The sequence below is a fragment of the Brenneria roseae subsp. americana genome (assembly GCF_003115815.1).
In the GTDB taxonomy this organism is placed as follows: Bacteria; Pseudomonadota; Gammaproteobacteria; order Enterobacterales; family Enterobacteriaceae; genus Brenneria; species Brenneria roseae.
The window spans coordinates 25,516-49,007 of record NZ_QDKJ01000015.1 but is presented as its reverse complement, the minus strand read 5'-3'; the positions used below and the strand labels follow the sequence as shown (position 1 = coordinate 49,007).

At 53.6% G+C, this 23,492-nt stretch carries 21 protein-coding genes; 10 read left to right on the top strand and 11 right to left on the bottom strand.

Annotated elements, in window-relative coordinates; translation table 11 throughout:
- Positions 1-35 precede the first annotated feature (35 nt).
- On the top strand, positions 36-2,054 hold the full coding sequence (gene mnmC / locus B4923_RS17255) for a bifunctional tRNA (5-methylaminomethyl-2-thiouridine)(34)-methyltransferase MnmC2/FAD-dependent 5-carboxymethylaminomethyl-2-thiouridine(34) oxidoreductase MnmC1 (protein ID WP_109055606.1): 2,019 nt from the start codon (positions 36-38) through the stop codon (positions 2,052-2,054).
- A gap of 54 nt (positions 2,055-2,108) precedes the next feature.
- On the opposite strand, the gene B4923_RS17250 is transcribed toward mnmC, so the two are convergent.
- From B4923_RS17250 to prmB, 6 genes are read right to left on the bottom strand one after another with little or no spacing between them, the layout of a single operon-like run.
- Positions 2,109-2,396 carry a YfcL family protein gene (locus tag B4923_RS17250; protein ID WP_109055605.1) on the bottom strand — a complete coding sequence of 96 codons (288 nt, stop codon included), beginning with the start codon at positions 2,394-2,396 and terminating at the stop codon, positions 2,109-2,111.
- Between the two features lie 33 nt (positions 2,397-2,429).
- On the bottom strand, positions 2,430-2,993 hold the full coding sequence (locus tag B4923_RS17245; protein WP_425428647.1) for an elongation factor P hydroxylase: 564 nt from the start codon (positions 2,991-2,993) through the stop codon (positions 2,430-2,432).
- Positions 2,993-3,793, bottom strand: coding sequence for a sulfite exporter TauE/SafE family protein (locus B4923_RS17240; RefSeq protein ID WP_109055604.1), 801 nt, complete (start codon positions 3,791-3,793; stop codon positions 2,993-2,995). The genes B4923_RS17245 and B4923_RS17240 overlap by 1 nt, the downstream gene beginning before the upstream one ends.
- A 3-nt stretch (positions 3,794-3,796) precedes the next feature.
- Complete coding sequence (gene mepA, locus B4923_RS17235; RefSeq protein WP_170116082.1) at positions 3,797-4,657, bottom strand: penicillin-insensitive murein endopeptidase; 861 nt, start codon at positions 4,655-4,657, stop codon at positions 3,797-3,799.
- Positions 4,658-4,663: 6 nt separating this feature from the next.
- The gene (gene aroC / locus B4923_RS17230; protein WP_109055602.1) at positions 4,664-5,749 is read right to left on the bottom strand and encodes a chorismate synthase; all 1,086 of its coding nucleotides are present in this window, start codon (positions 5,747-5,749) and stop codon (positions 4,664-4,666) included.
- Positions 5,750-5,777: 28 nt separating this feature from the next.
- A complete protein-coding gene (gene prmB, locus B4923_RS17225) occupies positions 5,778-6,710 on the bottom strand; it encodes a 50S ribosomal protein L3 N(5)-glutamine methyltransferase (protein ID WP_109055601.1) in 933 nt (310 codons plus the stop codon).
- A gap of 170 nt (positions 6,711-6,880) precedes the next feature.
- Between prmB and smrB the strand changes: the two genes are divergently transcribed.
- Entirely contained in the window at positions 6,881-7,423 is a 543-nt protein-coding gene (gene smrB, locus B4923_RS17220; RefSeq protein ID WP_109055681.1) for an endonuclease SmrB, read from the top strand.
- A 45-nt stretch (positions 7,424-7,468) separates the two neighbouring features.
- On the opposite strand, the gene sixA is transcribed toward smrB, so the two are convergent.
- Positions 7,469-7,951 (bottom strand): phosphohistidine phosphatase SixA, encoded by a 483-nt coding sequence (gene sixA / locus B4923_RS17215; RefSeq protein WP_109055600.1) that lies wholly within the window; start codon positions 7,949-7,951, stop codon positions 7,469-7,471.
- A 1,052-nt stretch (positions 7,952-9,003) separates the two neighbouring features.
- On the opposite strand from sixA, the gene B4923_RS17210 reads away from it, so the two are divergent.
- Genes B4923_RS17210 through B4923_RS17190 form a run of 5 tightly spaced genes read left to right on the top strand, consistent with a single transcriptional unit; the run spans position 9,004 to position 14,325 of the window.
- Positions 9,004-9,549, top strand: a complete 546-nt coding sequence (locus tag B4923_RS17210; protein WP_109055599.1) for a Csu type fimbrial protein — start codon at positions 9,004-9,006, stop codon at positions 9,547-9,549.
- Between the two features lie 44 nt (positions 9,550-9,593).
- A complete protein-coding gene (locus tag B4923_RS17205; protein WP_109055598.1) occupies positions 9,594-10,118 on the top strand; it encodes a Csu type fimbrial protein in 525 nt (174 codons plus the stop codon).
- Between the two features lie 18 nt (positions 10,119-10,136).
- Positions 10,137-10,928, top strand: a complete 792-nt coding sequence (locus B4923_RS17200) for a fimbrial biogenesis chaperone (RefSeq protein ID WP_245929652.1) — start codon at positions 10,137-10,139, stop codon at positions 10,926-10,928.
- A 21-nt stretch (positions 10,929-10,949) separates the two neighbouring features.
- Positions 10,950-13,346: a fimbria/pilus outer membrane usher protein gene (locus tag B4923_RS17195; RefSeq protein WP_109055597.1), complete on the top strand. Its 2,397-nt coding sequence runs from the start codon at positions 10,950-10,952 to the stop codon at positions 13,344-13,346.
- Positions 13,347-13,350: 4 nt separating this feature from the next.
- Complete coding sequence (locus B4923_RS17190; protein WP_109055596.1) at positions 13,351-14,325, top strand: Csu type fimbrial protein; 975 nt, start codon at positions 13,351-13,353, stop codon at positions 14,323-14,325.
- Here the strand turns inward: B4923_RS17190 and fadJ are convergent.
- From fadJ to B4923_RS17175, 3 genes are all read right to left on the bottom strand, one after another.
- The gene (gene fadJ, locus B4923_RS17185; RefSeq protein ID WP_109055595.1) at positions 14,318-16,537 is read right to left on the bottom strand and encodes a fatty acid oxidation complex subunit alpha FadJ; all 2,220 of its coding nucleotides are present in this window, start codon (positions 16,535-16,537) and stop codon (positions 14,318-14,320) included. The two genes, B4923_RS17190 and fadJ, sit on opposite strands and share 8 nt — an antisense overlap.
- Positions 16,534-17,847: an acetyl-CoA C-acyltransferase FadI gene (gene fadI, locus B4923_RS17180; protein WP_109055594.1), complete on the bottom strand. Its 1,314-nt coding sequence runs from the start codon at positions 17,845-17,847 to the stop codon at positions 16,534-16,536. Before fadI ends, fadJ begins: the two co-directional genes overlap by 4 nt.
- Before the next feature lie 242 nt (positions 17,848-18,089).
- The gene (locus tag B4923_RS17175) at positions 18,090-18,386 is read right to left on the bottom strand and encodes a YfcZ/YiiS family protein (protein ID WP_109055593.1); all 297 of its coding nucleotides are present in this window, start codon (positions 18,384-18,386) and stop codon (positions 18,090-18,092) included.
- A gap of 392 nt (positions 18,387-18,778) precedes the next feature.
- Here B4923_RS17175 and fadL point away from each other — a divergent pair, with 392 nt between their 5' ends.
- Positions 18,779-20,080, top strand: coding sequence for a long-chain fatty acid transporter FadL (gene fadL / locus B4923_RS17170; protein WP_109055592.1), 1,302 nt, complete (start codon positions 18,779-18,781; stop codon positions 20,078-20,080).
- A gap of 275 nt (positions 20,081-20,355) precedes the next feature.
- On the opposite strand, the gene B4923_RS17165 is transcribed toward fadL, so the two are convergent.
- On the bottom strand, positions 20,356-20,553 hold the full coding sequence (locus B4923_RS17165; protein WP_109055591.1) for a hypothetical protein: 198 nt from the start codon (positions 20,551-20,553) through the stop codon (positions 20,356-20,358).
- A gap of 479 nt (positions 20,554-21,032) precedes the next feature.
- Here B4923_RS17165 and otsB point away from each other — a divergent pair, with 479 nt between their 5' ends.
- Positions 21,033-21,815 carry a trehalose-phosphatase gene (gene otsB / locus B4923_RS17160; protein ID WP_109055590.1) on the top strand — a complete coding sequence of 261 codons (783 nt, stop codon included), beginning with the start codon at positions 21,033-21,035 and terminating at the stop codon, positions 21,813-21,815.
- Between the two features lie 4 nt (positions 21,816-21,819).
- Positions 21,820-23,232: an alpha,alpha-trehalose-phosphate synthase gene (gene otsA, locus B4923_RS17155; protein WP_109055589.1), complete on the top strand. Its 1,413-nt coding sequence runs from the start codon at positions 21,820-21,822 to the stop codon at positions 23,230-23,232.
- Positions 23,233-23,492: the final 260 nt, after the last annotated feature.

Here is a 23,492-nt window from a genome sequence, read left to right as displayed (position 1 = left end):
AATCGCCGCATCGCTTGAATAATGAGTCATTTGCCGTGAATAACCTTCCCATCCAGCATGCGTCCTTAAGCTGGAATGAACAGGGTACACCTGTATCGCAACAGTTTAATGACGTCTATTTCTCCAACCAGGATGGGCTGGCAGAAACCCGATATGTCTTTTTACAGGGCAATCGGTTCCCCGAACGGTTTCTGACGCACCCGCGCGCCAGTTGCGTTATTGCGGAAACGGGCTTCGGCACCGGGCTTAATTTTCTGACCTTGTGGCAGGCCTTTGACCAATTCAGAACGCAGTCGCCAGAAGCGATGTTACAGCGCCTGCACTTCATCAGTTTTGAGAAATTTCCTCTGCGTCAGCACGATCTGGCGGCCGCACATGCGCAATGGCCCGAACTGGCGATCTACGCAGACGCGCTACGCCAGCAATGGCCTTTACCGCTGTCGGGCTGCCATCGACTGATTCTGGACCAAGGGCGAATTACCCTTGATCTGTGGTTTGGAGATGTGAATGCGCTACTGCCCGCGTTAGATGACTCATTAAATCATCAGGTTGATGCCTGGTTTCTGGATGGTTTCGCCCCTGCAAAAAACCCGGAGATGTGGACGGACAATCTGTTTCAATCCATGGCGCGTCTGTGCCGCGGGCAAGGCACGTTCGCCACGTTTACCGCCGCGGGATTCGTTCGTCGCGGACTACAACAAGCCGGCTTTAGCGTCAGCAAGGTCAAAGGATTTGGTCAGAAGCGCGAGATGCTGAGCGGCATTCTCCCGGCTGCGCTTCCCGTCCCTTCGCCGACGCCGTGGTATGCGCGTCCCGCGGCAACGAATACCCGTGACATCGCGATCGTTGGCGGCGGGGTCGCCAGCGTATTAACCGCTCTCGCCCTGCAAAGGCGTGGAGCCAACGTCACGCTCTACTGTGCGCAAGCCCTCCCCGCCACAGGCGCGTCCGGTAACCGGCAAGGCGCGCTTTACCCGTTGCTGAACGACAAGCATGACGCCCTTTCACGTTTTTTCGCCGCCGCATTCACCTTCGCCCGCCGTCAGTATTCTGCGCTGGCGGCGCAAGGGGTTATATTTGAACATCAGTGGTGTGGCGTCAGCCAGCTTGCCTATGACGAAAAGAGCACCCGCAAGATCGAACATATTCTACAGGGCGAATGGCCGACGGAACTGGTATCAGGCGTCACCGCTCAACAGCTTGAGGAACAGAATGATCTGGTTCTGGGCGTGGGAGGCGTAACCTATCCTGACGGCGGCTGGCTATGCCCGGCGGAATTAACCGCCTCAGCCATGGCGCTGGCCCAGACGCAGGGGCTTATCGCCAGAATGGACGCCCCGGTTTCCGCCATTGATCAAACCGCTGACGGCTGGACATTAACCTTCAACAAGGGACAACCGGCATCCCATTCCACGCTTATTCTGGCGAATGGCCATCAGGTATCCGACTGGCCGCAAACCCGCCAGCTACCCTGCTATCCGGTGCGCGGTCAGGTCAGTCATATTCCTACCACTCCGGTATTACAGCGACTGCAACAGGTATTGTGCTATGACGGCTATCTGACGCCGGTCAGTCCGCAACATCAGGAACACTGTATTGGCGCCAGCTACCAACGAGGTGATACCAGTAATGATTATCGGGAAGCGGAACAGCAAGAAAACCGCCAGCGCCTGTTAGACTGCCTGCCCGATGCCGACTGGGCATCGCAAATTGATATCAGCCACCACAGCGCACGTCAGGGCGTGCGCTGTGCATTGCGCGATCACCTGCCGTTATTGGGGGCCGTTCCTGACTACCGGCAAACTCTCGACGATTATCAGGATTTGCTTCATCGGCAGCACGCTCCGGAAAACCTGCCGCCAGCGCCCGTCTATCCGAATTTGTTCATCATCGGCGCATTGGGATCGCGCGGACTCTGCTCCGCCCCGCTGTCGGCGGAGATACTGGCCTCGCAGATTTATGGCGAACCGCTGCCGTTAGACAGAGAAACGCTGGCGGCGCTGAATCCGAATCGTTTCTGGATCAGGAAGTTATTAAAAGGCAGACCGGTCTGACAGCAAGGAAGGTCGCTGACGCACCGATAACCGCCACGTCAGCATGGTACTTATTTAGTGCGTTTGCAGGTTCTGCGCCTGCTGGAATAAGTTTTCCCACATGCGATTAACCAGAATCTGATCCGGCGGCGACAATTCGCCATTCTTTATGGCGTTATCAATACTTTCGCTGACGCGGGCATTCAGGGCTTCCAGCGTATGCTCTCCCAGCTCTTCAGCTTCCGCCACCGATACGGTCAAATGACCGCGCAAGTAGCCACCGGCAAAAAGTTCATCGTCGCTGGCATGCTCTACCATATCGTCAATCAGCGCCAGAATGCGCGCTTCAAATTCTGCGATCATTTATTACCCTCGGTTAATCTGTTCCTTTCATATTCAGCAGAGATCGGCTGGATACGGAAAGCGTTCTGCCGTCAGCGGCGGCGTATTGTAAAACGATTGTAACGCGTTAATAAAGCGCGCAGGGCGTGGGGGAATCCCCTGATCCAGATACGTCATGACTTGCGCATACACACGCCGTTGGAAATCAATGCGATCCGGTTCACTGTCGCCGTTCAGATTGTCACAGCTGACGTTAAACGGAAAACCCGCCGCAACGCAGAACAGCCATTCAAATGCCTGTGGTTTGATTTCCACCACCTCAAACTGGCTCTGTGTGGCGGCATCCCGCCCATCAGGACAATACCAGTAGCCGAAATCAACCAGCAAACGGCGCTGCGCCCCCGCGACACACCAGTGGGAAATCTCGTGCAACGCGCTGGCGTAAAAACCGTGGGCAAAAACAATCCGGTGATACGGCACCTGTTCATCGGCAGGCAGGTAGATCGGTTCATCGTCACCTTTAATCAAGCGCGTATTGTATTCACGGCTGAAACAGCCGTCGAAGATATCGATCAGTTGCTGGTAGTGATGAGTATCCATCGTATTATTCATCGTCATCAGAAAAATTGCCCCAGCCAGACGCCAATTTCCGCGCCGTGACTGTCATAAATCAGTTTGCAGCTCATGACGCCAGAAACCATCACCAGCATGGGCCGGATCAGCTTCTGGCCTTTACTCAGCACCATTTTGGCGCCGAGACGCGCGCCAATAAACTGGCCCGCCAGCATCACCGCGCCCAGTCCCCACACCACTTTTCCGCCGAGCATAAAAAACAACAGACCGCCGAAATTCGAAGTGAAATTGAGGATCTTGGCATGTGCCGTCGCCTTTGCCAGATTAAAGCCACTCAGGGTGACAAACGCCAGCGCATAAAAAGATCCGGCGCCGGGTCCAAAAAAACCGTCATAAAACCCGACACAGCCACCCGCGACAACAGCAAAAGGCAGACCGGAAAGGCGACGCTGCCGATCTTCATCGCCAATTTTGGGCGACAACAGAAAATAAAGTCCAATACCGATGATCAACACGGGCAGCAACTGCCGCAGGAAATCGGCGTGAATCTGCTGAATCATCCAGGCCCCAAACGTCGATCCCAGAAAAGTCAGCGCAATGGCCAGTTTCTGCTCCCCGAGGTTCACCGCCCGGCGACGAATAAAGTACAGGCTGGCGGAGAAGGAACCGCCCATGGATTGCAGCTTGTTCGTCGCCAGCGCCTGTGCGGGCGACAGCCCCACAGCAAGTAAAGCGGGTACGCACAGTAAACCGCCGCCGCCGGCGATGGAATCAATAAACCCGGCCAACACGGCGACGAAGAACAGAATGCCCAACATTTCGGGCCCTACGACAAACCAGTCCATGAGTTATTCCGCAGCAAAATGTCTGTCAACCAATGCCTGACAAGACGGAGGCAAAGGGGGTGGAGAGGTTTTCACCGGAGGCTCGCCGGCCGGTTTTTTGGGCTGGAACCAACTGGTCAACTCAGCGCCACACCCATCCCCCGCTGGCGGCGGATCTTGTTCCTGACACTCCAGACTGTCTGCCGGGCAGCGCAGGCGAACATGCATATGCGCGCGATGTCCGAACCAGGGGCGAACCTTCCGCAGCCAGTCGCGATCGTGGCCCGCGTCAGTACATAGTTGTTTTTTAATCGCCGGGTTAACAAAAATACGCGTGACGTCGCTATCCTGCGCGGCCAGCTTCACCAGCGTGGTTATCTCTGGCTGCCAGACTCGCGGATTAACCTGACGGCCATTTGCCGTCACCAGATCAATCGGTTGCGGCTTCAGCAGTTGCTGCTGGCTCCAGCGCTGTTTCGGCAATTGCAGCCAGATATCCACATCCAGACCGGACTGATGGCTGGCATGACCGCTACTGAACCGTCCGCCAACCGGCATCCCCATATCGCCGACCAACACATTGGCGGCAGTGCGGCGTTTCACCTGCGCGCTCAGGCGATGAATAAACGCCAGCAAATCGGGGTGGCCGTAATAACGTCGCTGATCGACACGCATCACCTGATAATCCGGCGACTGCAACGGCAGCGGCTGCGCGCCGATAATGCAACCATTGGAAAAACCGCCTATGGCCTGCGGCGTACCCGCAACCGGGTGCGTCATTTCCTGCCAGGGAGTTTTCGCCCACGCCATTTTTGTCAACAATGGTGTTGTCAACAATGGCGCACTGAATACTAATACGAGAGCCCCAATAAACCCTTTTCTCATGATTTTCTACCAACGGGGAACCTGACTCACCACATCGCCACACTGCGCACGCTGACGCAGCAGGTGATCCATTAGAACAATCGCCATCATCGCTTCGGCAATCGGCACTGCACGAATCCCAACGCACGGGTCGTGACGTCCACGCGTAACCATTTCCGTCGCTTCCCCCTGACGATTAATCGTCTTGCCGGGCACCATGATGCTGGATGTCGGTTTAAGCGCCAGATGCGCGACAATATGCTGTCCGCTGCTGATGCCGCCCAAAATGCCGCCCGCATGGTTGCTCTGGAAACCTTCCGGCGTGATTTCATCACGGTTCTCGCTGCCACGCTTCGTCACCACGGCAAAACCGTCGCCTATCTCAACGCCTTTTACCGCATTAATACTCATCAGCGCGTGGGCCAAATCGGCATCCAGTCGGTCGAATACGGGTTCGCCCAATCCAGCGGGGACAGACTCTGCAACCACGCTGACTTTCGCCCCGATAGAATCTCCCTCTTTTTTGAGCCCGCGCATCAGTTCATCCAGCGCTTCCAGCTTATCGACATCCGGACAGAAAAAGGGATTTTGCTCAACCTGATCCCAGTCCTTGAGTTCGCACGTGACATCACCGATCTGCGACAGATAACCGCGAATTTTTACGCCGTATTGCTGTTGCAGATATTTTTTGGCAATGGCCCCCGCAGCCACGCGCATTGCGGTTTCACGCGCAGACGAGCGACCGCCGCCGCGATAATCTCGCAGGCCGTATTTTTGCTCATAGGTATAGTCGGCATGACCGGGCCGGAACACATCTTTAATGGCGCTGTAATCCTGCGAACGCTGATCGGTATTTTCAATCAGTAAACCGATGCTGGTGCCGGTGGTCACCCCTTCAAACACGCCGGACAGAATGCGAACCTGATCGGGCTCACGACGTTGGGTCGTGTAGCGGGACGTCCCCGGACGACGGCGATCCAGATCGAGTTGCAGATCGGCTTCTGTCAGTGGGATCCCCGGCGGTACGCCGTCAACAATACATCCCAGAGCAATGCCGTGGGACTCACCAAATGTGGTGACGCGGAAAAACTGTCCAATACTGTTTCCTGCCATCACAACTCCTTAGCGTATGCGTATAGGGTTAATTTCGATAAATGTGGAAATGCGCGTTGCAGTCAATCAACTGCGCCCTGGTCAGCATAAATACCCCGTCCCCACCGTTTTCAAACTCCAGCCAGGTGAAAGGAATATCCGGGTATTGATCAATCAGGTGCACCATGCTGTTGCCGACTTCGCAAATCAGTACGCCATCATCGCTGAGGTAATCCGGCGCACAGGCCAGGATACGTCGTACCAGCGTCAAACCGTCGCTGCCAGCCGCTAACCCCAGTTCAGGCTCATAGCGGAATTCCTGCGGCAGGTCCGACATATCCTCTTCATCGACGTAAGGAGGATTGGTCACAATCAGGTCATACTGGATGGCTGGCAATTCACGAAACAAATCGGAACGAATCGGGGTAACGCGGTATTCCACGCCATGCTGCTGAATATTCTGTTCGGTCACCGCCAGCGCGTCGCTGGAAACATCCACCGCATCAACCTCGGCTTCCGGGAACGCCTGTGCGCAGGCGATGGCAATACAACCGCTGCCGGTACACATATCCAGAATATGGTTCGGCGCTTTTGGCAGCAGGTCGCCGAAATAATCGCTGATCAGCTCGCCGATAGGCGAGCGAGGCACCAGGACCCGCTCATCAACATAAAATTCCAGGCCGCAGAACCAGGCTTTATTGGTCAGATACGCGACCGGGATACGCTCATTGACCCGGCGGATGACGCGCTCGACGATGCGATGACGCTCGCTGGACGTCAGACGGGAAGTATACATATCCTCCGGAATGTCGAGCGGCAGAAACAAGCTGGGCAATACCAGTTGAACCGCTTCGTCCCAGGGATTATCCGTACCGTGACCGTAATAGACGTTGGCTGCGTTAAACCGACTGACAGCCCAGCGCAACATATCCTGAATGGTATGGAGATCGCTGACGGCTTCATCGACGAAAATTTTGTCCAAGGTTGCCTCCGCAGACACATCGGAATAGAAAATTGGCGCTTAGTTTGCCATGAAGCCCGCGACAAATCAGCAGATATAACCGGTAGAACTAACGGTTATCCCGACTTTTATTTAGCGGCGGAACAGAGACAGGGTAAACTGGCCGGATGTTGATGCAGGGTGAACGACCGATGAGTAATAAATATTCACTGAGTGACGACGAATTGCAGCTTTTTCGCTCGTCGATCGCCGGGACTAAAAAATTGCGCCAGGATACTTATACCCATAAGCCACGCCGCAAAAAGGTTGGCGAACTGCCAGCCAAACGACGCTTACAGGAACAGGTCGACGCCAGCTTTTACTTTTCAGACGAATTTCAGCCGCAGTTGGAAAGTGAAGGCCCGACACGCTACGTGCGTCCCGGCGCCAGTCATTACGAACTGAAGAAACTACGCAGAGGGGATTACTCTCCTGAACTGTTTCTGGATTTACATGGGCTGACCCAGTTGCAGGCCAAACAGGAGCTGGGCGCCCTGCTGGCGGCCTGTCGCCGGGAACATGTTTACTGCGCCTGCGTCATGCACGGTCATGGCAAACATATTCTTAAGCAGCAAACCCCGTTATGGCTGGCGCAACATCCGGACGTGCTGGCTTTTCATCAGGCCCCCAAGGAGTTTGGCGGCGATGCGGCGTTACTGGTGCTGGTTGCGTTGGAAGCGCCCGGTCTTGGATAAGATATCGTCAGGAACCAGAGGCGCGCGGCGCGCCTCTCGGAACGCTCAAGACTTCAGCGTTAATTGCGCCGGGCCGATCTGCCAATCCAGCGCCCCGTCGCCCGATTGCGTTTCGATAGTGACGCAGGCAATCGCGGATGTGGCAAACATCGGCGCGGTTTCTCCCGGACATAGCGACGCCACCAGATAGCCCACCATCGGAAGATGCGACACCACCAGCACCGCGTTCGTCCCCTCTTTCGCCAGCGTTTGCAGATAATAGCTGACCAACTGCGCATCGCCGCCCGGCGTCAGTTCGGTTAAGCAGTCATTTTCTTCAGGCAAAGGCAGGATGGCCTGCACCACTTCCAGCGTTTGCTGCGCGCGTAAATAAGGGCTTACCAGGACACGATCAATGTCTATTTGCTGCTCGTTCAACCAAAACGCCATTTGACGCGATTCATCACAGCCACGAACGCTGAGCGGCCGTAGCGCATCACTGGCGGCGTCAGGTACAGCATCACCGTGACGCATTATCAAAACTTGCATATCACACCGCTATGTTGACGAATACACTGCAATTAAAAAATTTTACAAAACAATAAGTTGAATTGTAAAAACGGCTTAAACCGATACGATATCAGACTACGATAGAAACCTATTATCGCAGATTCCAGCTGTAAATTTAATCACTAAGTAAAACGCGTTTTTACCTCACTTATGGTTGGCGCATCCACAGTACGTATAAAGGGGAATCAATCTCATAGCAAAAAATCCATTTTTTATGAATTAAAACACTACAAAACACGAAAAATTTGATACAAAAAAGCATAAAACTTTCCCTTTGTGTAGATTATAACTTTTTTATCACATAATAATTTTATCGCGTTGTTAAATTTCAACACAGCCTCTATCTTTAAATTTAACGAATTAACTTGCACCCGGTAAATTTAAAGAAGCAATGAGCGATAGCAAAATATCGTTCCTGAAATTGAAACGACGATATTCGTGCTAATAAAGCCACCGGCAAATTGCAGACTAACGGATATAACAGGAAATCCAAAAAAATATAAATGATAGCTGCGATTATGATTTATTGATAAAGACACGAAATTTAAAAACAGATGGAATAAGACATGTATTTTTTCAATCGTCTGCTAATTTTCTTTACTCAAATCATAATACACGGACAATCCACCGCACGGGACAAAGACAAGCGAAGACAAGGGGATAACGTTATCCGTCAGTCCTTTTATTTACCTTTATAACTCACCAGGTAAAAGCATCTTAAAATATGACATATCGAATGGACTCCAACACGCGGGAATAGGATTAATTATCGACGCCAGTAACGCAAAAATAAGGCGACTGGAGAATTCACGCCTGACCAGCGCGACAAAATGAAGACAGATACGATAATTTTAGCCAGGTTCAGTTGGTGACCGGTTAGCTTATTTATAAGTGATAATAGAAATAGTTATTACGCTTATTAAAAGCAGCAAAATAAACCAATTGAACCGTATGCGATATCGGCAATATGAATTTCGAAAATCGTTTTTTCATTGGTGAAATAAATGCAATATCAATATAAAGGAATCGCTATGAACGCGAAGAGCACGATACTTTCCTCTTTGGTTGCCTTACTTACGTTGGGTGTTTCGTCTGTAGCTGGCGCGGCCACCATCAATGGCAATATCGGCGTCACCTTGACCATTACATCGGCCTGTACGGTTGATAACGGCGCTGGGGCAGGCTCCACCTGGGGAACATTGGACTTCGGATCGCATGACAGTCTGGCCGACAACATTGACGCCGATGTCACCAGTACCGCCGGTAGCGGCCTGACGGTAACCTGTTCAACAGGTACGCCGGTTACCGTGCGTATCGGCGCGGGCGCGAATGACTCCGGCACGCTGCGCACGCTGGCCCCCAGCACCGGCACCTACAATATCCCCTATCGTCTCTACACGGATTCGGCCAGATCCAACGAAATTCCGTTGAATGACACGACCGGGATCCCGCTTACCTCAACCGGAATACCGCAATCAATCCCCATTCACGCCCGGATCCTGCCTGCGGATCAGACCGTGATATCACCAGCGGCGGGGACCTATACCGATACCGTGGCGGCGACAGTGGAATGGTAATCGATTCAACCAATCAGCATCCCTCTTAAGCACAGGTACTCTGGATGCGTATTCAGTCGGCATGGTTTTCATTTTTTGCGCTTCTGACCTCACCGTTATTCGCCTTAACGGTGAGCAGTTCGTTTACCGTGAACGCCAGCATTCAAAAAGGGTGCGCGTTCGGTAGTGGCGTCAACAGCAGCCAATCCACTATGGGAACCATTAATTTCGGTACGCAAAGTGCGGCAGCCAGCAATGTTGATGTGGCCAGCACCGCGGGTAATGGTTCCATTGTCATCACCTGCACGCCAGGCATCACGGTGACAGTGGAGATGGACTATGGCCTGCACGGCGGAAACAGCGCACAGCGTTACGTCATGAATACGGCGGGGACGCATTCACTGCCCTATCAGCTCTACCGCGATGCCGCCCGTACACAGGTGTGGGGAACCGATGCGTCAGCACTGAATATCTCATCCTTTCCCAGCGCCACGCAAACCTACACCGTCTACGCACGATACTTCGGTGCGTCGCCCTATCCACCAGCCGGGCAATACACCGATAGCATAACGGTCAGCCTAACCTATTAGAATATGCATGGTAGTCACATGAAAATAAATATAGTTGTTGTTTTTCAATTGATTACACTAACTCTCGGCATCATGTGCGCATCGACTTTCGCCGCTAACAGTCTGCTGGTCTGGCCGATTTATCAGGTCATCGAATCCGACGAAAACAGTTCGGCTCTATGGCTGGAAAATAAAGGAAGAAAACCTGTTGCGCTGCAAATTCGCATCATGGCATGGAAACAAATCGATTTTAAAGATCGCTACGCCGAACAAAAAGAGGTGATCGCCACACCACCATTCACCACGCTGGAACCCGGCAAACGGCACATGATACGACTGATACGCACGACGCCTGCGCCCGTTAACAGCCAACAATCGTACCGGCTCATTATTGATGAAATTGCCGAACCTTATAACAATGCGCAAGAGGCGCCGAAAATGGGGCTACAGTTTCAGATGCGCTATCTGCTGCCCTTGTTTATTGACGGCAAAGGCATATGGACGCAGGTAAGACCCGATAAAAAACGCGCCACCCGTGACCCCACACTGCCCGACTTGTACTGGAAAGTCGCCCATGTTTCCGGAAAACCCTACCTGTACGTGCGCAATCGAGGCATTGTCAGCGCCCGGCTGAGCAACGTTTTCTGGGCATCATCCCAAACGAACAACGCAGGCAAAATTCAGATCAATAGCGGCTTTCTGGGCTACGTATTGCCCGGTCAGGAAATGCGCTGGCCGCTACCGCAGGGCGTATCGCCCCCGGGTTCCGCTCTCCAGCTTTTTACCCAGCTCTCGGACATCGCCGAACCTGTTTTGATTAAACGTGAATAATATCTGTCCAGTAGCAGGTCTATGATAAAGCTTGTTCTCTATACACGAAAATATGCCGATACCGCCTCCCTGATACTGTGGAGCGCTATTATCACGCTATTTTTTCATTCCGCGCTGCTGGCGGCGGAAGAATTTACCGATTTACCGGCTCCGCCCCGCGGTAAACCGGCGATTAATGAAGCGATCTACTATTTGACCATTACGGTTAACGGGCAGAGCGACAACAATGTGGTGCCGGTAACCTACCGAAGCGGCAGCTATTATGTTGATGCCGTCGTACTGCGCCAAAACAGGGTCAAAGTGCCAGCACAACCGTCAGGGCTGATTAACGTTAATGCGCTGCCGGAGGTGACGGTAGAATACGATCCCAGCCAACAGCAGTTAAAGTTGAACGTCCCGCCCGACTGGCTGCCGGCGCAGGAAGTGGCAGGGGTCGGCACCGGCACCCAACGCCTTCCCCCCCGCAGCAGCCCAGGCCTGTTATTGAACTATAACGCTTACTATGCGGCGCCCTCAGGAAGTACGGATACCTTGAACACCCTGTTGGAACAGCGTTTTTTCAGCGACTACGGCATGGTAACCAATACCGGCATTTATAATTTTTCGACGGGAAACCGCGGGGCCAGTCAGCGGCAGGGCTATCGACGTTTTGATACCTATTGGCGCTATAGCGACAGTGAAAGGATGCTGACCTATCAGGTGGGCGATTTGATCAGCGACTCGCTGACCTGGAGTAATTCCGTTCGTATGGGAGGAGTACGCTTCAGCCGCAACTTTGCCATCAGACCCGACATCGTCACCTACCCGTTAATACAATACAGCGGGTCGGCGGCAGTACCCAGCACGTTGGATTTGTTTATTAATGGTTATAAAGCGGGCAGTTCGACGCTAAATCCGGGGCCGTTTACACTCACCAATACCCCTTATCTCAACGGCGCGGGCGAAGCCACGGTGATCACCACCGATGCTCAGGGCAGACAAATCTCCACGACCGTGCCTTTTTACGTATCCAATACCTTATTGCGCGCCGGATTGAGTGATTTTGATCTGTCCGTCGGCGTACTGCGTCGGGACTATGGTTTCAGGAATGAGGCCTACGCATCCGACCCCGTCGTCAGCGGAATTTATCGCTACGGCCTGACAAACTGGCTGACGCTGTCAACCCACACGGAGGCGGTAAACGATCTGTTCCTGCTGGGCGCAGGGGCAGATTTCACCGTCGGCCGTTGGGGTACCGTCAGTTCCTCTTACAGCCAGAGTGAAAAAGCGGCAGTGGGTCATCAATATACCCTCGGCTACTCCTATTACACTCAGCCATTTGGCCTGAATCTACAGCATGCAAAACGCGATGCCGCCTACCGCGATCTCACCACCCTATATAATAGCCGCCTGCTTAGCCGGCAGAGCAATCAGGCAACCTTGAGCAGCCAGCTGTTTGGCAAAGGAAACGGTACGGCCGGCATCGGCTATTTCGATATCCAGGCATTTGACGGCTCGCGAACCCAGTTGCTGAACGTCTCCTACACCCGACAGTTATGGCAAGGCAGTTCCGTTTATCTCGCCCTCAATAAAACATTGGGCGACAACGATTACAGTGCACAGTTGCAGTTTGTTATACCGTTTGGCTCAAACGATACGATCAACGCCAGCTTACAGCGCAACACCCGAAACGATTACTCACCGCGTCTCGGCATCACCCGCTCGACCCCGACCGACGGCGGTTTCGGCTGGAATGCCGCCTATGCCGCTGGCCGGGAGCCATATTATCAGGGCGCGCTGAGCTGGCGCGGGCCTTACAACCTGCTTCAAGGGGGCGTGTACGGCAATGAAGGAAACACGACTCGATGGGGAGAACTCAGCGGCGCGCTGATCTACATGAACGGCAGCCTGTTCCCCAGCAATCGAATCAATGACGCCTTTCTGGTGGTCGATACCGAAGGCTATGAAGGGGTGCCGGTAAAATATGAGAACCAGTTAGTGGGCGTCACCGACAGGCGCGGTCATCTGCTGGTGCCGTGGGTCACCTCAAACTATCCGGCGAAAATCGAAATCGATTCATTGGCTTTGCCCGCCAACGTGGACACGCCGCAGATAGAAGACCGCGTTTCGGTCAGGGAAGGCAGCGGTATCGTGGTGACCTTCCCGCTTCATCAGGTGCTGGCGGCCAATATCGCTTTACGCGATACCACAGGCCAGCCTCCCGCCATCGGTACTACGGTCACTGATACTTTCAGCGGCAACACCACCTTCAGTGGTCATGAAGGGTTAACCTATTTCTCTCACCTGCGCACGTTTAACCGCCTGCGGTTTCAGCAAGCGGACGGGCAAATTTGTCAGGTGGAATTCTCTCTGCCGGAAACCCAGACAATAATGGCGACGATCGGGCCGCTGGCGTGTCAGGTAGAGCCCAAAGGATAACAGTATGCAAAGAAAAGCGTGGTTACAGCGTCTGACATTTGTCTTCGCGTTGTTCGCGGCACACGGCAGTTTTGCCGACTGTTCAGCGCCCTCCAGCTCGACCACGCTGGGGCCGTATGCGTCGTCGGTCGTCGGGCCAATCGAGAGCGGGGGCGCGCCGCAGATCGTGACCTCCGGCAGCGGATTCCGGTGCAGTGGCAGCGTTTTAAGCATCGCCGGCACCAATACCATCACCGCCACTATCGCGGGTGACGCCAACTCCAGCGGCACCAGCATGCGAATGCGGCGCGGCGCCAGCAGCGATTATGTTCCCTATAGTCTGTGCATGGATTCCGGCTGCGGCACGCTGTATAACATTGGTTCCAGCTATACCTGGAGTCAGACAACCTTTCTGGGAATATTAGGCCTGTTCAACTCCGCCGACGGCACCATGCCTATCTATATTCGTACCAGCGTGGGCAACAACGTCGCCGCTGGCACCTACACCGATGTGGTCACGATCAATTGGGATTACAGCCTTTGCGCGTTGGGGATAGGTGGCCTCTGTTTTCAGGATATCGGTTCCATCACCTCAACGCTGAGTATCACCATGAATATCACCAATGACTGTCAGATCACCAGCGCGCCGAACATCAGCTTTGGCGCGGCGGCGTTGCCGGCCGACTTTCCTGAAGTCACCAACAGTCTGGGCGTTCGTTGCACCAATCTGGGCGCGTATACCGTGAAGCTGACCAGTACGCATCCGGAGGATGCCAACTGGCGCCGCATGACCGCCGCGGCAGGCGATACGTCCTATTATCTGCAATATCAGCTCTACCGCACCGGCAACGTAGCCTGGACGGAAAACGACGACTATGCAGGAACCGGAACCGGGCTGGCGCAAACGATCCCTTACACCGCCCGGATAAATGCCAGCCAGGCCAACAAACCGGAAGGGAGCTACACCGATACGGTTACTGTCACCGTGACGATCAACTAATCCGGTCGGCATCCTCCGGCCCGGCTGCGGATTCGCACGCGGCGTTATCGACCGAGGCCGGGTAGAACCGCTGCTGATTGTCGCGCATGGTCAGCAAACGCTCACAGGGTGCGAAGCGCTCACCGGATTGTTGTTGCAACACCTGCAAGGTTTTCACCACCGTTTCCATACCAAGACGATCCATATAATGAAACGGTCCGCCCAGGAAAGGAGGGAAACCAATGCCAAAAACCGCCCCAATATCGCCGTCACGAGCGCACTGAACGACCTTTTCATCCAGACAACGCGCCGCTTCATTCAACATCATCATGACACAGCGCTGACTAATCAACGCGGGATCAATATGGGCTTTCGGCGTGACATCCAGCAGAGCGTAAATCGTGCTGTCCACCTCTCTTCTCGAAGGCCAGAAACGACGTTTCTCGCTATACCGATAAAAACCTTTCGCATTTTTACGGCCTTTACGGCCATCCTTCAGGATGGCATCAAACGTCGGTGGCGATTTAAAACGCTCACCCAGTTCCTCGCTCAATACCGGAACAATCTTGGTCGCGACATCAATACCGACCTCATCCAGCAAGGTCAGCGGGCCGACAGGAAAACCGAAACGCACCAGCGCATCATCAATGGACTCAACCGGTTCACCCTCCAGCAGGCAATAGGCCGCTTCGTTAATGTAGGGAGCCAGAATACGGTTAACATAAAACCCCGCGCGGTCAGCAACGACAATGGCCGTTTTACCCTGTTTTTTTGCCAGTGACACCGTCGTGGCGATCGTTTCCGCGCTGGTTTGCGCATGGGGGATCACCTCAACCAGCGGCATTTTTTCCACCGGGCTAAAGTAATGTAAACCAATCACCTGCTGCGGACGATGGGCCTGCGCAGCAATCTGATGGATGGGCAATGACGACGTGTTAGAGGCAAAGACCGTATGCGGCGCCGCATGCTGTTCAATCTCAGCAACCATTTTCTGCTTCAGGGACAATTCTTCAAACACCGCTTCAATGACGATATCGACGAATTCAAACCCCCGGTAATCGGTGCTGCCGGAAATCAACGTCATCACCCGCTGTCGCTCTGCCGGTTTCATCCGCTTACGCTGTACCCGTTTGGTGAGCAACTGCCAGCTATATTTCAGGGCATGGTTAATCCCCTGCTCGTTGATATCTTTAATCCGAACCGGCAACGCACCGCGAACTGCGGTCACGCTGGCGATGCCGCCCCCCATCAGTCCGCCACCCAGAATCCCTACCCGATGAAGCGGTCCGGCCCCGGCCGCAGAGCCAGATTCTTTTTTCAGGGACGTCGAGGCAAAAAACAGGTGACGCAACGCGGCGGACTCTGGCGTCATCACCAGTTTGCCAAATGCTCTGGCTTCCTGGCGGTAACCCTCCTCAATCCCTTTTTCCATGCCGCGGCGAATCACCTGAATGATTCGATCGGCGGCCGGATAATTACCGTATGTTTTCGCTCGCGTTTTAGTTTTAACAATTTTAAACAGCACCCGTCGAACCCCTGGACTCCCCAATAGACGGGCGCGCCATCCCAGCGTTTGTACTTTTCGTTTTCCTTTTTTGATCAGTTCCGTCGCCGCTTGCAGCAAAATGCTGTGGGGCACCGCGTCGTCAACCAATCCCATGTTCAATGCCTGACGCGCGCCGATACGTCGCCCGGTCAGAATCATATCCAATGCCTTATCCACCCCGATCAGACGGGGCAGGCGTTGCGTACCACCGGAACCGGGTAACAAGCCCAGTTGTACCTCTGGCAGACCGAGCATGGTTTTGTCATCCAGCGAGCACACCCGATGATCGCAGGCCAGCGCCAGTTCTAACCCGCCGCCCAGACAGGCGCCATGAATCGCAGCAACCACCGGGAAAGGGAATGATGAAAAGCGGGCAAAGATTTCCTGTCCCTGCCTGGCCAGACTTTCGGCCTGCCCGGCGCTGGTACATTTATCCAGCATGGCAATATCCGCCCCGGCAATAAACGAATCGGGTTTGGCGGAAATCAAAATCAGCCCTCTGAGCGCCGCATGCTGCTGAGCTTGTTCAAAGACATGCGTGATCTGCCCGGCAAACTCACTCTTCAGCGTATTCACCTTTTCTCCCGGCACATCGATCGTGACAATACCGATGTTGTCCGGTCGAATAGTCAGAGAAAAAGCCGAGTTTTCCGCAGATGCAGCGGATAAAGATGGTTTGTCGATCATGGTGTCACCTCCAGAACCATAGCGGCGCCCAGTCCGCCCGCAGCACAGGCCGTGGTCAGTCCCAATCCGCCGCCACGTCGACGCAATTCATTCAATGTCTGGGTAATCATCCGGGCGCCGGTCGCCGCAAACGGATGCCCATAGGCAATAGAGCCGCCAAGTACATTGAATTTCTCCATATCCACTTCGCCCAACGGCGAATGTCGTCCCAGTTTATTACGTGCAAACGCCTCGCTGGCAAACATCTTCAGGTTTGCCAGCGTTTGAGCAGCAAACGCCTCATGCATATCGATCAGCGTCAGATCGGCCAGCGTAATTCCTGCTCGCTCCAACGCAAGGGGAGAGGCATACGCCGGCCCCAGCAGCATATCCTGCCACACATCAATGGCGCTAAACGCGTAACTGCGCAGATACCCCAGCGGCGCGATCCCCAAACTTTTGGCTTTGGATTCACTCATCATCAAAATTGCGGCGGCCCCGTCAGTCAAAGGCGTACTGTTAGCGGCGGTTACGCTGCCATGCCGGCGATCGAAGGCGGGCCGTAGTCGTGCATAATGCTCTGGCGCCGAGTCGTGACGAACATTGTTGTCTTCACGCAGCGCCTGCTGGTAGGGAGGAACGTAGGCGGTCATGACCTCGTCAAACAGCTTCCCCTCTTCCCAGGCTCGTGCAGCCAGACGATGCGAGCGATGCGCCAGCGCATCCTGTTCCTCACGCGTGATACCATAGGTTTTCGCCATTTGCTCAGCGGTATCGCCCATTCGCAATCCGGTGGAATACTCAGCGACGGGAGGCGCGACAGGCAGCAAATCTCCGGGACGCAATCGGATCAACAGTTTGAGGCGCTGGCTCAACGTACGGGCTTTGCTCAAATCCAACAGCGTTCTGGCAAATTTCTTGCTCACGCCAATTGGCAGCACGGAAGAAGAATCCGCCCCTCCGGCAATCCCCACGTCAATCGTTCCGACCATAATGCCCTCGGCAATATTGGCCACGGCCTGAAAGCTGGTGGCGCAAGCGCGCGAGACGCTGTAAGCATCGGTATGGACGCTCATGCCCGTGCCCAGCACAATTTCTCTGGCAATATTGGGCGCCTCCGGCATTTGGACCACTTGGCCGAATACCAGTTGCTCCACCATTTCAGGATCCACTCCGGTACGTATGAGTAGTTCACTCACCACCATTTTCCCCAAATCCATAGCGGGCACGCCGTGATATGCCGTTGCCTGACGGGCAAATGGGGTACGTAACCCGTTAACAATCGCCACGCGATCGCCACGACGGGTTGTCAGTGGTAACACCTCGTTCATAAACGCTCCTGTTCGACAGAGAAATTAAGCACGCGCACAACAGGTCAGACCTGATCTCATTGTTAACCAGATAGTTACATTACGCAAACGGGTACAGCACAAAAATGTGACGATGGAGGGTACTCATTATTGGGGGGAGAAGCAGGCGTGTTGCCGCGGAGCGGGGTGATAAAAACGCGGCCTCGATCTGGCGGCAACCGCGTCGATACGGATAACTGCCAGATCGGATTAAGCCAGATAAATTAACGCAGGCCGAGCTGGAAAATCATGGTTTCAGCCTGGCAAGAGAAAGTGAAATCAATATCCAGCTTTACACCGCCCTCGACAGCATCAATCTTGCTGTCGATCTGGCAAGGTTCGGACTCAACCGCACGCGCTTTTTCGGTTAACAAGCTCAGCATGGATTCCGCCTCGGCACGTTCAGCAAAGACCTTGCTGTAAGACGCGGTACAGTCCGTGTTATCCATTACCGTGCCAACATCAACGCAGCAGCAGGCAGCAGTTTCCTCAGCACTACATTTGTTTATCGCGTTTGTCATCGTTCTTTCCTCATAGGGGCCATAACCTGCATAGCAGATTTGATCCAGTTCAAAAAACCTTCTCTTCCTGCTTATTTTACTCGTCGGGTCACGTCAGCACTAGAACTTACTGTTCACGGCGATATTTAGTGATATCCATCACATATCATTGTTAGAACAGCGTAAAATTTGCGTAATTCCCGCTCAGTAAAATTAACCAAACTGTTAAGCGGATCTAATTTTCGTATCATTTTGGACATATTTATAATACACAACTGCAACATTACCATATTCACAACTTATACTTTGGCCACTGGTCTGATTTGTCAGACCGAATGCGCCCCCTACAATGCGCGTCCCTTGTTACTCCGTGTAACAAAGTTAAATAACAAGCACATAAAGAGGTTTTGGTCATGAGCCAGAAAAACCTGTTAAAACAATCTGCAATTGCTGTTGCAGTGGCACTGGTTTCAACAAACGCATCCGCCGCTGGTTTCCAGCTTAATGAGTATTCATCATCGGGCCTGGGACGTGCGTTTTCAGGCGAAGGTGCCGTTGCTGACAACGCAACCTCAGGTAGCCGTAACCCTGCGACCATGACCATGTTTGATCGTCCCGCCTTTTCCGGCGGTGTGACTTATATCAACCCGGATATTGATATTCAGGGAAAAAACTCTCTGACCGGCCAGAATACCAGCGCCAAAAACATCGCGCCGCACGCCTGGGTACCCAACCTGCATTTTATTATGCCGCTGAATGAACAATGGGCGGTCGGGGCGTCCGCCGTGACCAATTACGGCCTGGCAACCGAGTTCAATGACAATTACGCCGCAGGTTCCATCGGGGGGAAAACCGATCTGGTCACCTCCAACATTAACCTGAGCGCCGCCTATCGTCTTAACCAGCACTTCAGCTTTGGCCTGGGTGTGAATGCGGTCTATGCCGATGCGAAAATTGAACGCAGAGCCGGTGAATTAGCGAATATCCCCGTTGCCGCTGGAGGGTTGCAGGGTGTCGTCGCTGGCCCATCCTCTCGTCTGGCGCATCTTGAAGGGGACGAGTGGGGTTTTGGCTGGAACGCCGGTATCCTGTATGAAGTCGATGAAAATCACCGTTTCGGCCTGACCTACCGCTCCAAGGTCGATATCGATTTCAACGGCGATTATAGCAACGATCTGCCAACGGCAGTGGGCGGCACCGGTGGTGCCACCATCCCCGGCAAGCTGACGCTGAATCTGCCGGAAATGTGGGAAGTATCGGCTTATCACCGCGTCGCGCCCAAATGGGCTGTCCATTACAGCCTGGCCTACACCAGTTGGAGCCAGTTCCAGGAACTGCGCGCAACGGGCAGTGACGGACAGACGCTGTTTCAGAAAGAAGAAGGCTTCCGTGATGCGTACCGTATCGCGCTCGGTACGACCTACTACCACGATGAAAACTGGACCTTCCGTGGCGGCATCGCGTTCGATGATAGCCCGGTGCCAGCCGATAAGCGTTCTATTTCCATTCCCGATCAGGATCGTTTCTGGTTGAGCGCAGGCACAACCTATGCTTTCAACAGAGACGCCTCTGTTGATGTCGGCGTTTCCTATATGCATGGTACAAAAGTCAATATCAGCGAACCTATCGCCGATAGCGCCGGCTCGCCACGTTATGAATTCAGTTCCAAGGGTAAAGCGTGGCTGTACGGCGTGAACTTTAACTACGCATTCTAAGATCGTCCCATTCTTAGCGCAGGCAGATAAGTTAACCTTATCTGCCGCGTTGATTACCGCTGCCAAAGGCCTGCCGCCGTTCTTCAGCTAATGTTCTCATGCCGCCTCTTTTGGTTTACCAGGATTTCCGTACAACATCATCAATTCATTTAGAAAGTCATTGCATTTATAACGAAAGGAATATTCTTAATTATTCGTTTCTCTTGCAATGTCCGTTGATTTTCATTAACAAATTCATAAAATATACCATACAGTTTAGTTTTTAATGAATTCAATCACCGTTGCATCCCGTGTTCACCCAATAAAAAGGCCTGATAAAAAAGAAGGAAATGATTATGAAAAAGCTCGTCGCCACCGTTTGCCTGCTTTCCGTTTTCTTGCTCAGTGGCTGCATTGTCCATAATAACCCGGACCGCCATCATAAGAACGATAAACGCTGGCATGAATCCCATCGCTCGCACGATCGCTGGCATTAACTTCCTGGCACCGTGAAGGAATGAATTGCTTCACGGCTATTTTTCTCATCCGGTGCAGGCTGTATCTCTATGATAATGTTAAACACTTACCCAACCCGCCACTGGCATTGCAGAGAGATGAAAGACGACCGGAAATGTCACCGGCTGCGATGAGAAAGGCCGGGAATCTGGACAAACATCCAGCAACGTCTACAATGAATTGCAATGATGTTCACAGTCTGGTTGTGGTTATTGGGTTATATTTGTTCGGTTGTAGAACGTGTTATCAGCGATTTTATCCTGCCCATTAGCTGTATTCATGTTATTTCAGTTGCAGCGTATCCCCTCTTCACCGTGACATCAGACACTCCTCGCGCGATTGCGATTCTGGAACTTCACTTGACTCGCCCGCAGTGGCTCCGCGACGACAGGTCGCGTAACACCATGTAGCGTGTGACGCAGTGCAGTACGAACACTATGCAGACAGGAGACCCCGTTTGACCATCATTGCAACAGACAACACGACAGACACGGAGCCCCTCCCCGAACTCGACGGCAGGCGATACGCCTTCTTTTTCGATGTCGACGGCACACTGGCGGAAATTCGGCCGGAGCCGGACGCCGTTACCATTCCTTCCGCCGTCCGCGCCAACTTGCAGACGCTATCCGCGGCATGTCACGGCGCGCTGGCGCTGGTATCGGGCCGCCCTATCGAACAACTTGATAAACTGACCGCGCCGCTCAAGCTGCCGCTGGCAGGCGTACACGGCGCCGAACGGCGCGACGGCGAGGGTAACGTGCATCGCGTCACGTTGCCGGCGGAAGTGGCGGTTCCTCTGCGGCAGATGCTGGAGCATGGTATGAGCGCCATGCCAGGCACCTTGCTGGAAGCCAAAGGTATGGCCTTCGCCCTGCACTATCGCCAGGCGATGCCGTATCAGCCGCAAATACTGAAGCTGGCGGAATCCGCCGTGGCGCAGTTTCCTCAACTGACGCTACAACCCGGCAAGTGCGTGGTAGAGATAAAACCGCGGGGAACGGATAAAGGCGCGGCGATCAACGCCTTCATGCGGGAGGCCCCTTTCAGCGGGCGTATTCCGGTTTTTATTGGAGACGACCTGACGGATGAGCAAGGATTTCTGGCCGTGAACGCCATGCAAGGCATTTCCGTTAAGGTTGGAGACGGTTCAGGCCACGCCCGCTACCGCCTCAGGCAGGTAACGGACGTTTATCACTGGCTTGAACAATTACTATTACAGATAACGTCGGTAAGGAGTTAAGGTTATGAGTCGTCTGGTTGTCGTATCTAACCGTATCGCTATTCCCGATAAATCGAAGTCTAGCGCTGGCGGATTGGCCGTAGGTATTCTGGATGCATTGAAAACTACCGGGGGATTGTGGTTTGGCTGGAGCGGAGAGATAAGTGAAATATCCGGTGAAGATGAGGATGATCTGAATCTGCTGGAAAATGACGGCATCACTTATGCCTCCGTTCCGCTCAATCAAAACGATTACGATCTTTATTACTGTCAGTTTTCCAATGCCGTCATCTGGCCTGCGTTCCATTATCGAATCGATCTGGTGCAGTTTCAGCGCGAAGCCTGGGAAGGCTATCGTCGGGTCAATGAACTGCTGGCAAAACGCTTGCAGCCGTTGATCAAACCGGACGATATTCTGTGGATCCATGACTATCATTTACTGCCGTTTGCCGCCGCGCTGCGCAAATTAGGCGTGAATAACCGCATCGGATTCTTCCTGCATATCCCCTTCCCAACGCCGGAAATTTTCAATGCGCTGCCCACCCATGAAGATCTGCTGAAAATGATGTGCGAATACGATCTGCTCGGGTTCCAAACGGAAAACGACCGGATGGCGTTCCTCGACAACCTCGGACAGCTGACCGCACTACAGCCGATCGGGGCAAAAACCCATCGCGCTTTCGGCCATACGTTCATGACGGAAGTTTATCCGATAGGCATCGCGCCGGACAGTATTCAGGAAATGGCGGCAGGGCCGCTGCCGCCCAAAATAGCCGCCATGAAACGCGAACTGAGCGATGCGCAGAATATTATTTCCTGCGAGCGGCTGGATTATACCAAAGGTCTGCCGGAACGTTTCCTGGCGTATGAAGCCCTGCTGGAGAACTACCCGCAGCATCGCGGCAAGGTTCGCTATTCACAAATCGCCCCCACCTCGCGCGGGGATGTGCAGGCTTATCAGGATATCCGCCATCAGTTGGAGATGGAAGTCGGACGGATTAACGGCAAATACGGAACATTGAACAGCACGCCGCTCTACTATCTCAACCAGCATTTCGACCGCCGGTTGCTGATGAAAATATTTCGTCTGACGGATGTCGGCCTGGTCACGCCGCTACGCGATGGCATGAACCTGGTGGCGAAAGAGTATGTGGCGGCGCAGGATCCTGACGATCCCGGCGTACTGGTGCTGTCGCGATTCGCCGGCGCGGCCAATGAGCTGACCGCCGCGCTTATCGTCAACCCTTACGATCGCGATGACGTGGCGGCGGCGCTGGATAAAGCGCTGACCATGCCGCGAGCCGAGCGTATTTCCCGCTACAACGACATGATGGCGCTACTGCGCAAAAATGATGTCGCGCACTGGTGCGACAGTTACCTGAAAGACCTGCTGGCCATCCAGCCACACAGCGCCGTCGTCAAAGCGGCGACCTTGTAACGCATTCCCGGTCTTCAGGCGGCGTCATCGTCATCCCCTTTTAATCAGCCCCGTCAACCGGGGCTATTCATATACCGTTGCAAATAAAATACGCCAAATTACGGTTTGGCGCACTCATTCAGATTTGTTATTTTTATGAGTATAAATAATGAGTTATACAATCTCCCCGCCTTTTGTGATAGATGGAAATGTGATGGATAGCACATTTTTTACTGTAAGTGATGAAGCGAATGTCTACACTTAATAGGAAGAAGCCAGTC

Excerpts from the sequence above, each read along its gene's own strand:
- B4923_RS17250 (WP_109055605.1), bottom strand. The coding sequence starts at position 2,396 with ATGATCGCAGAATTTGAAGCGCGCATTCTGGCGCTGATTGACGATATG.
- B4923_RS17245 (WP_425428647.1), bottom strand. The coding sequence starts at position 2,993 with ATGACGATGAATAATACGATGGATACTCATCACTACCAGCAACTGATC.
- B4923_RS17240 (WP_109055604.1), bottom strand. The coding sequence starts at position 3,793 with ATGGACTGGTTTGTCGTAGGGCCCGAAATGTTGGGCATTCTGTTCTTC.
- mepA (WP_170116082.1), bottom strand. The coding sequence starts at position 4,657 with ATGAGAAAAGGGTTTATTGGGGCTCTCGTATTAGTATTCAGTGCGCCA.
- aroC (WP_109055602.1), bottom strand. The coding sequence starts at position 5,749 with ATGGCAGGAAACAGTATTGGACAGTTTTTCCGCGTCACCACATTTGGT.
- smrB (WP_109055681.1), top strand. The coding sequence starts at position 6,881 with ATGAGTAATAAATATTCACTGAGTGACGACGAATTGCAGCTTTTTCGC.
- sixA (WP_109055600.1), bottom strand. The coding sequence starts at position 7,951 with ATGCAAGTTTTGATAATGCGTCACGGTGATGCTGTACCTGACGCCGCC.
- B4923_RS17210 (WP_109055599.1), top strand. The coding sequence starts at position 9,004 with ATGAACGCGAAGAGCACGATACTTTCCTCTTTGGTTGCCTTACTTACG.
- B4923_RS17205 (WP_109055598.1), top strand. The coding sequence starts at position 9,594 with ATGCGTATTCAGTCGGCATGGTTTTCATTTTTTGCGCTTCTGACCTCA.
- B4923_RS17200 (WP_245929652.1), top strand. The coding sequence starts at position 10,137 with ATGAAAATAAATATAGTTGTTGTTTTTCAATTGATTACACTAACTCTC.
- B4923_RS17195 (WP_109055597.1), top strand. The coding sequence starts at position 10,950 with ATGATAAAGCTTGTTCTCTATACACGAAAATATGCCGATACCGCCTCC.
- B4923_RS17190 (WP_109055596.1), top strand. The coding sequence starts at position 13,351 with ATGCAAAGAAAAGCGTGGTTACAGCGTCTGACATTTGTCTTCGCGTTG.
- fadJ (WP_109055595.1), bottom strand. The coding sequence starts at position 16,537 with ATGATCGACAAACCATCTTTATCCGCTGCATCTGCGGAAAACTCGGCT.
- fadI (WP_109055594.1), bottom strand. The coding sequence starts at position 17,847 with ATGAACGAGGTGTTACCACTGACAACCCGTCGTGGCGATCGCGTGGCG.
- B4923_RS17175 (WP_109055593.1), bottom strand. The coding sequence starts at position 18,386 with ATGACAAACGCGATAAACAAATGTAGTGCTGAGGAAACTGCTGCCTGC.
- fadL (WP_109055592.1), top strand. The coding sequence starts at position 18,779 with ATGAGCCAGAAAAACCTGTTAAAACAATCTGCAATTGCTGTTGCAGTG.
- B4923_RS17165 (WP_109055591.1), bottom strand. The coding sequence starts at position 20,553 with ATGCCAGCGATCGTGCGAGCGATGGGATTCATGCCAGCGTTTATCGTT.
- otsA (WP_109055589.1), top strand. The coding sequence starts at position 21,820 with ATGAGTCGTCTGGTTGTCGTATCTAACCGTATCGCTATTCCCGATAAA.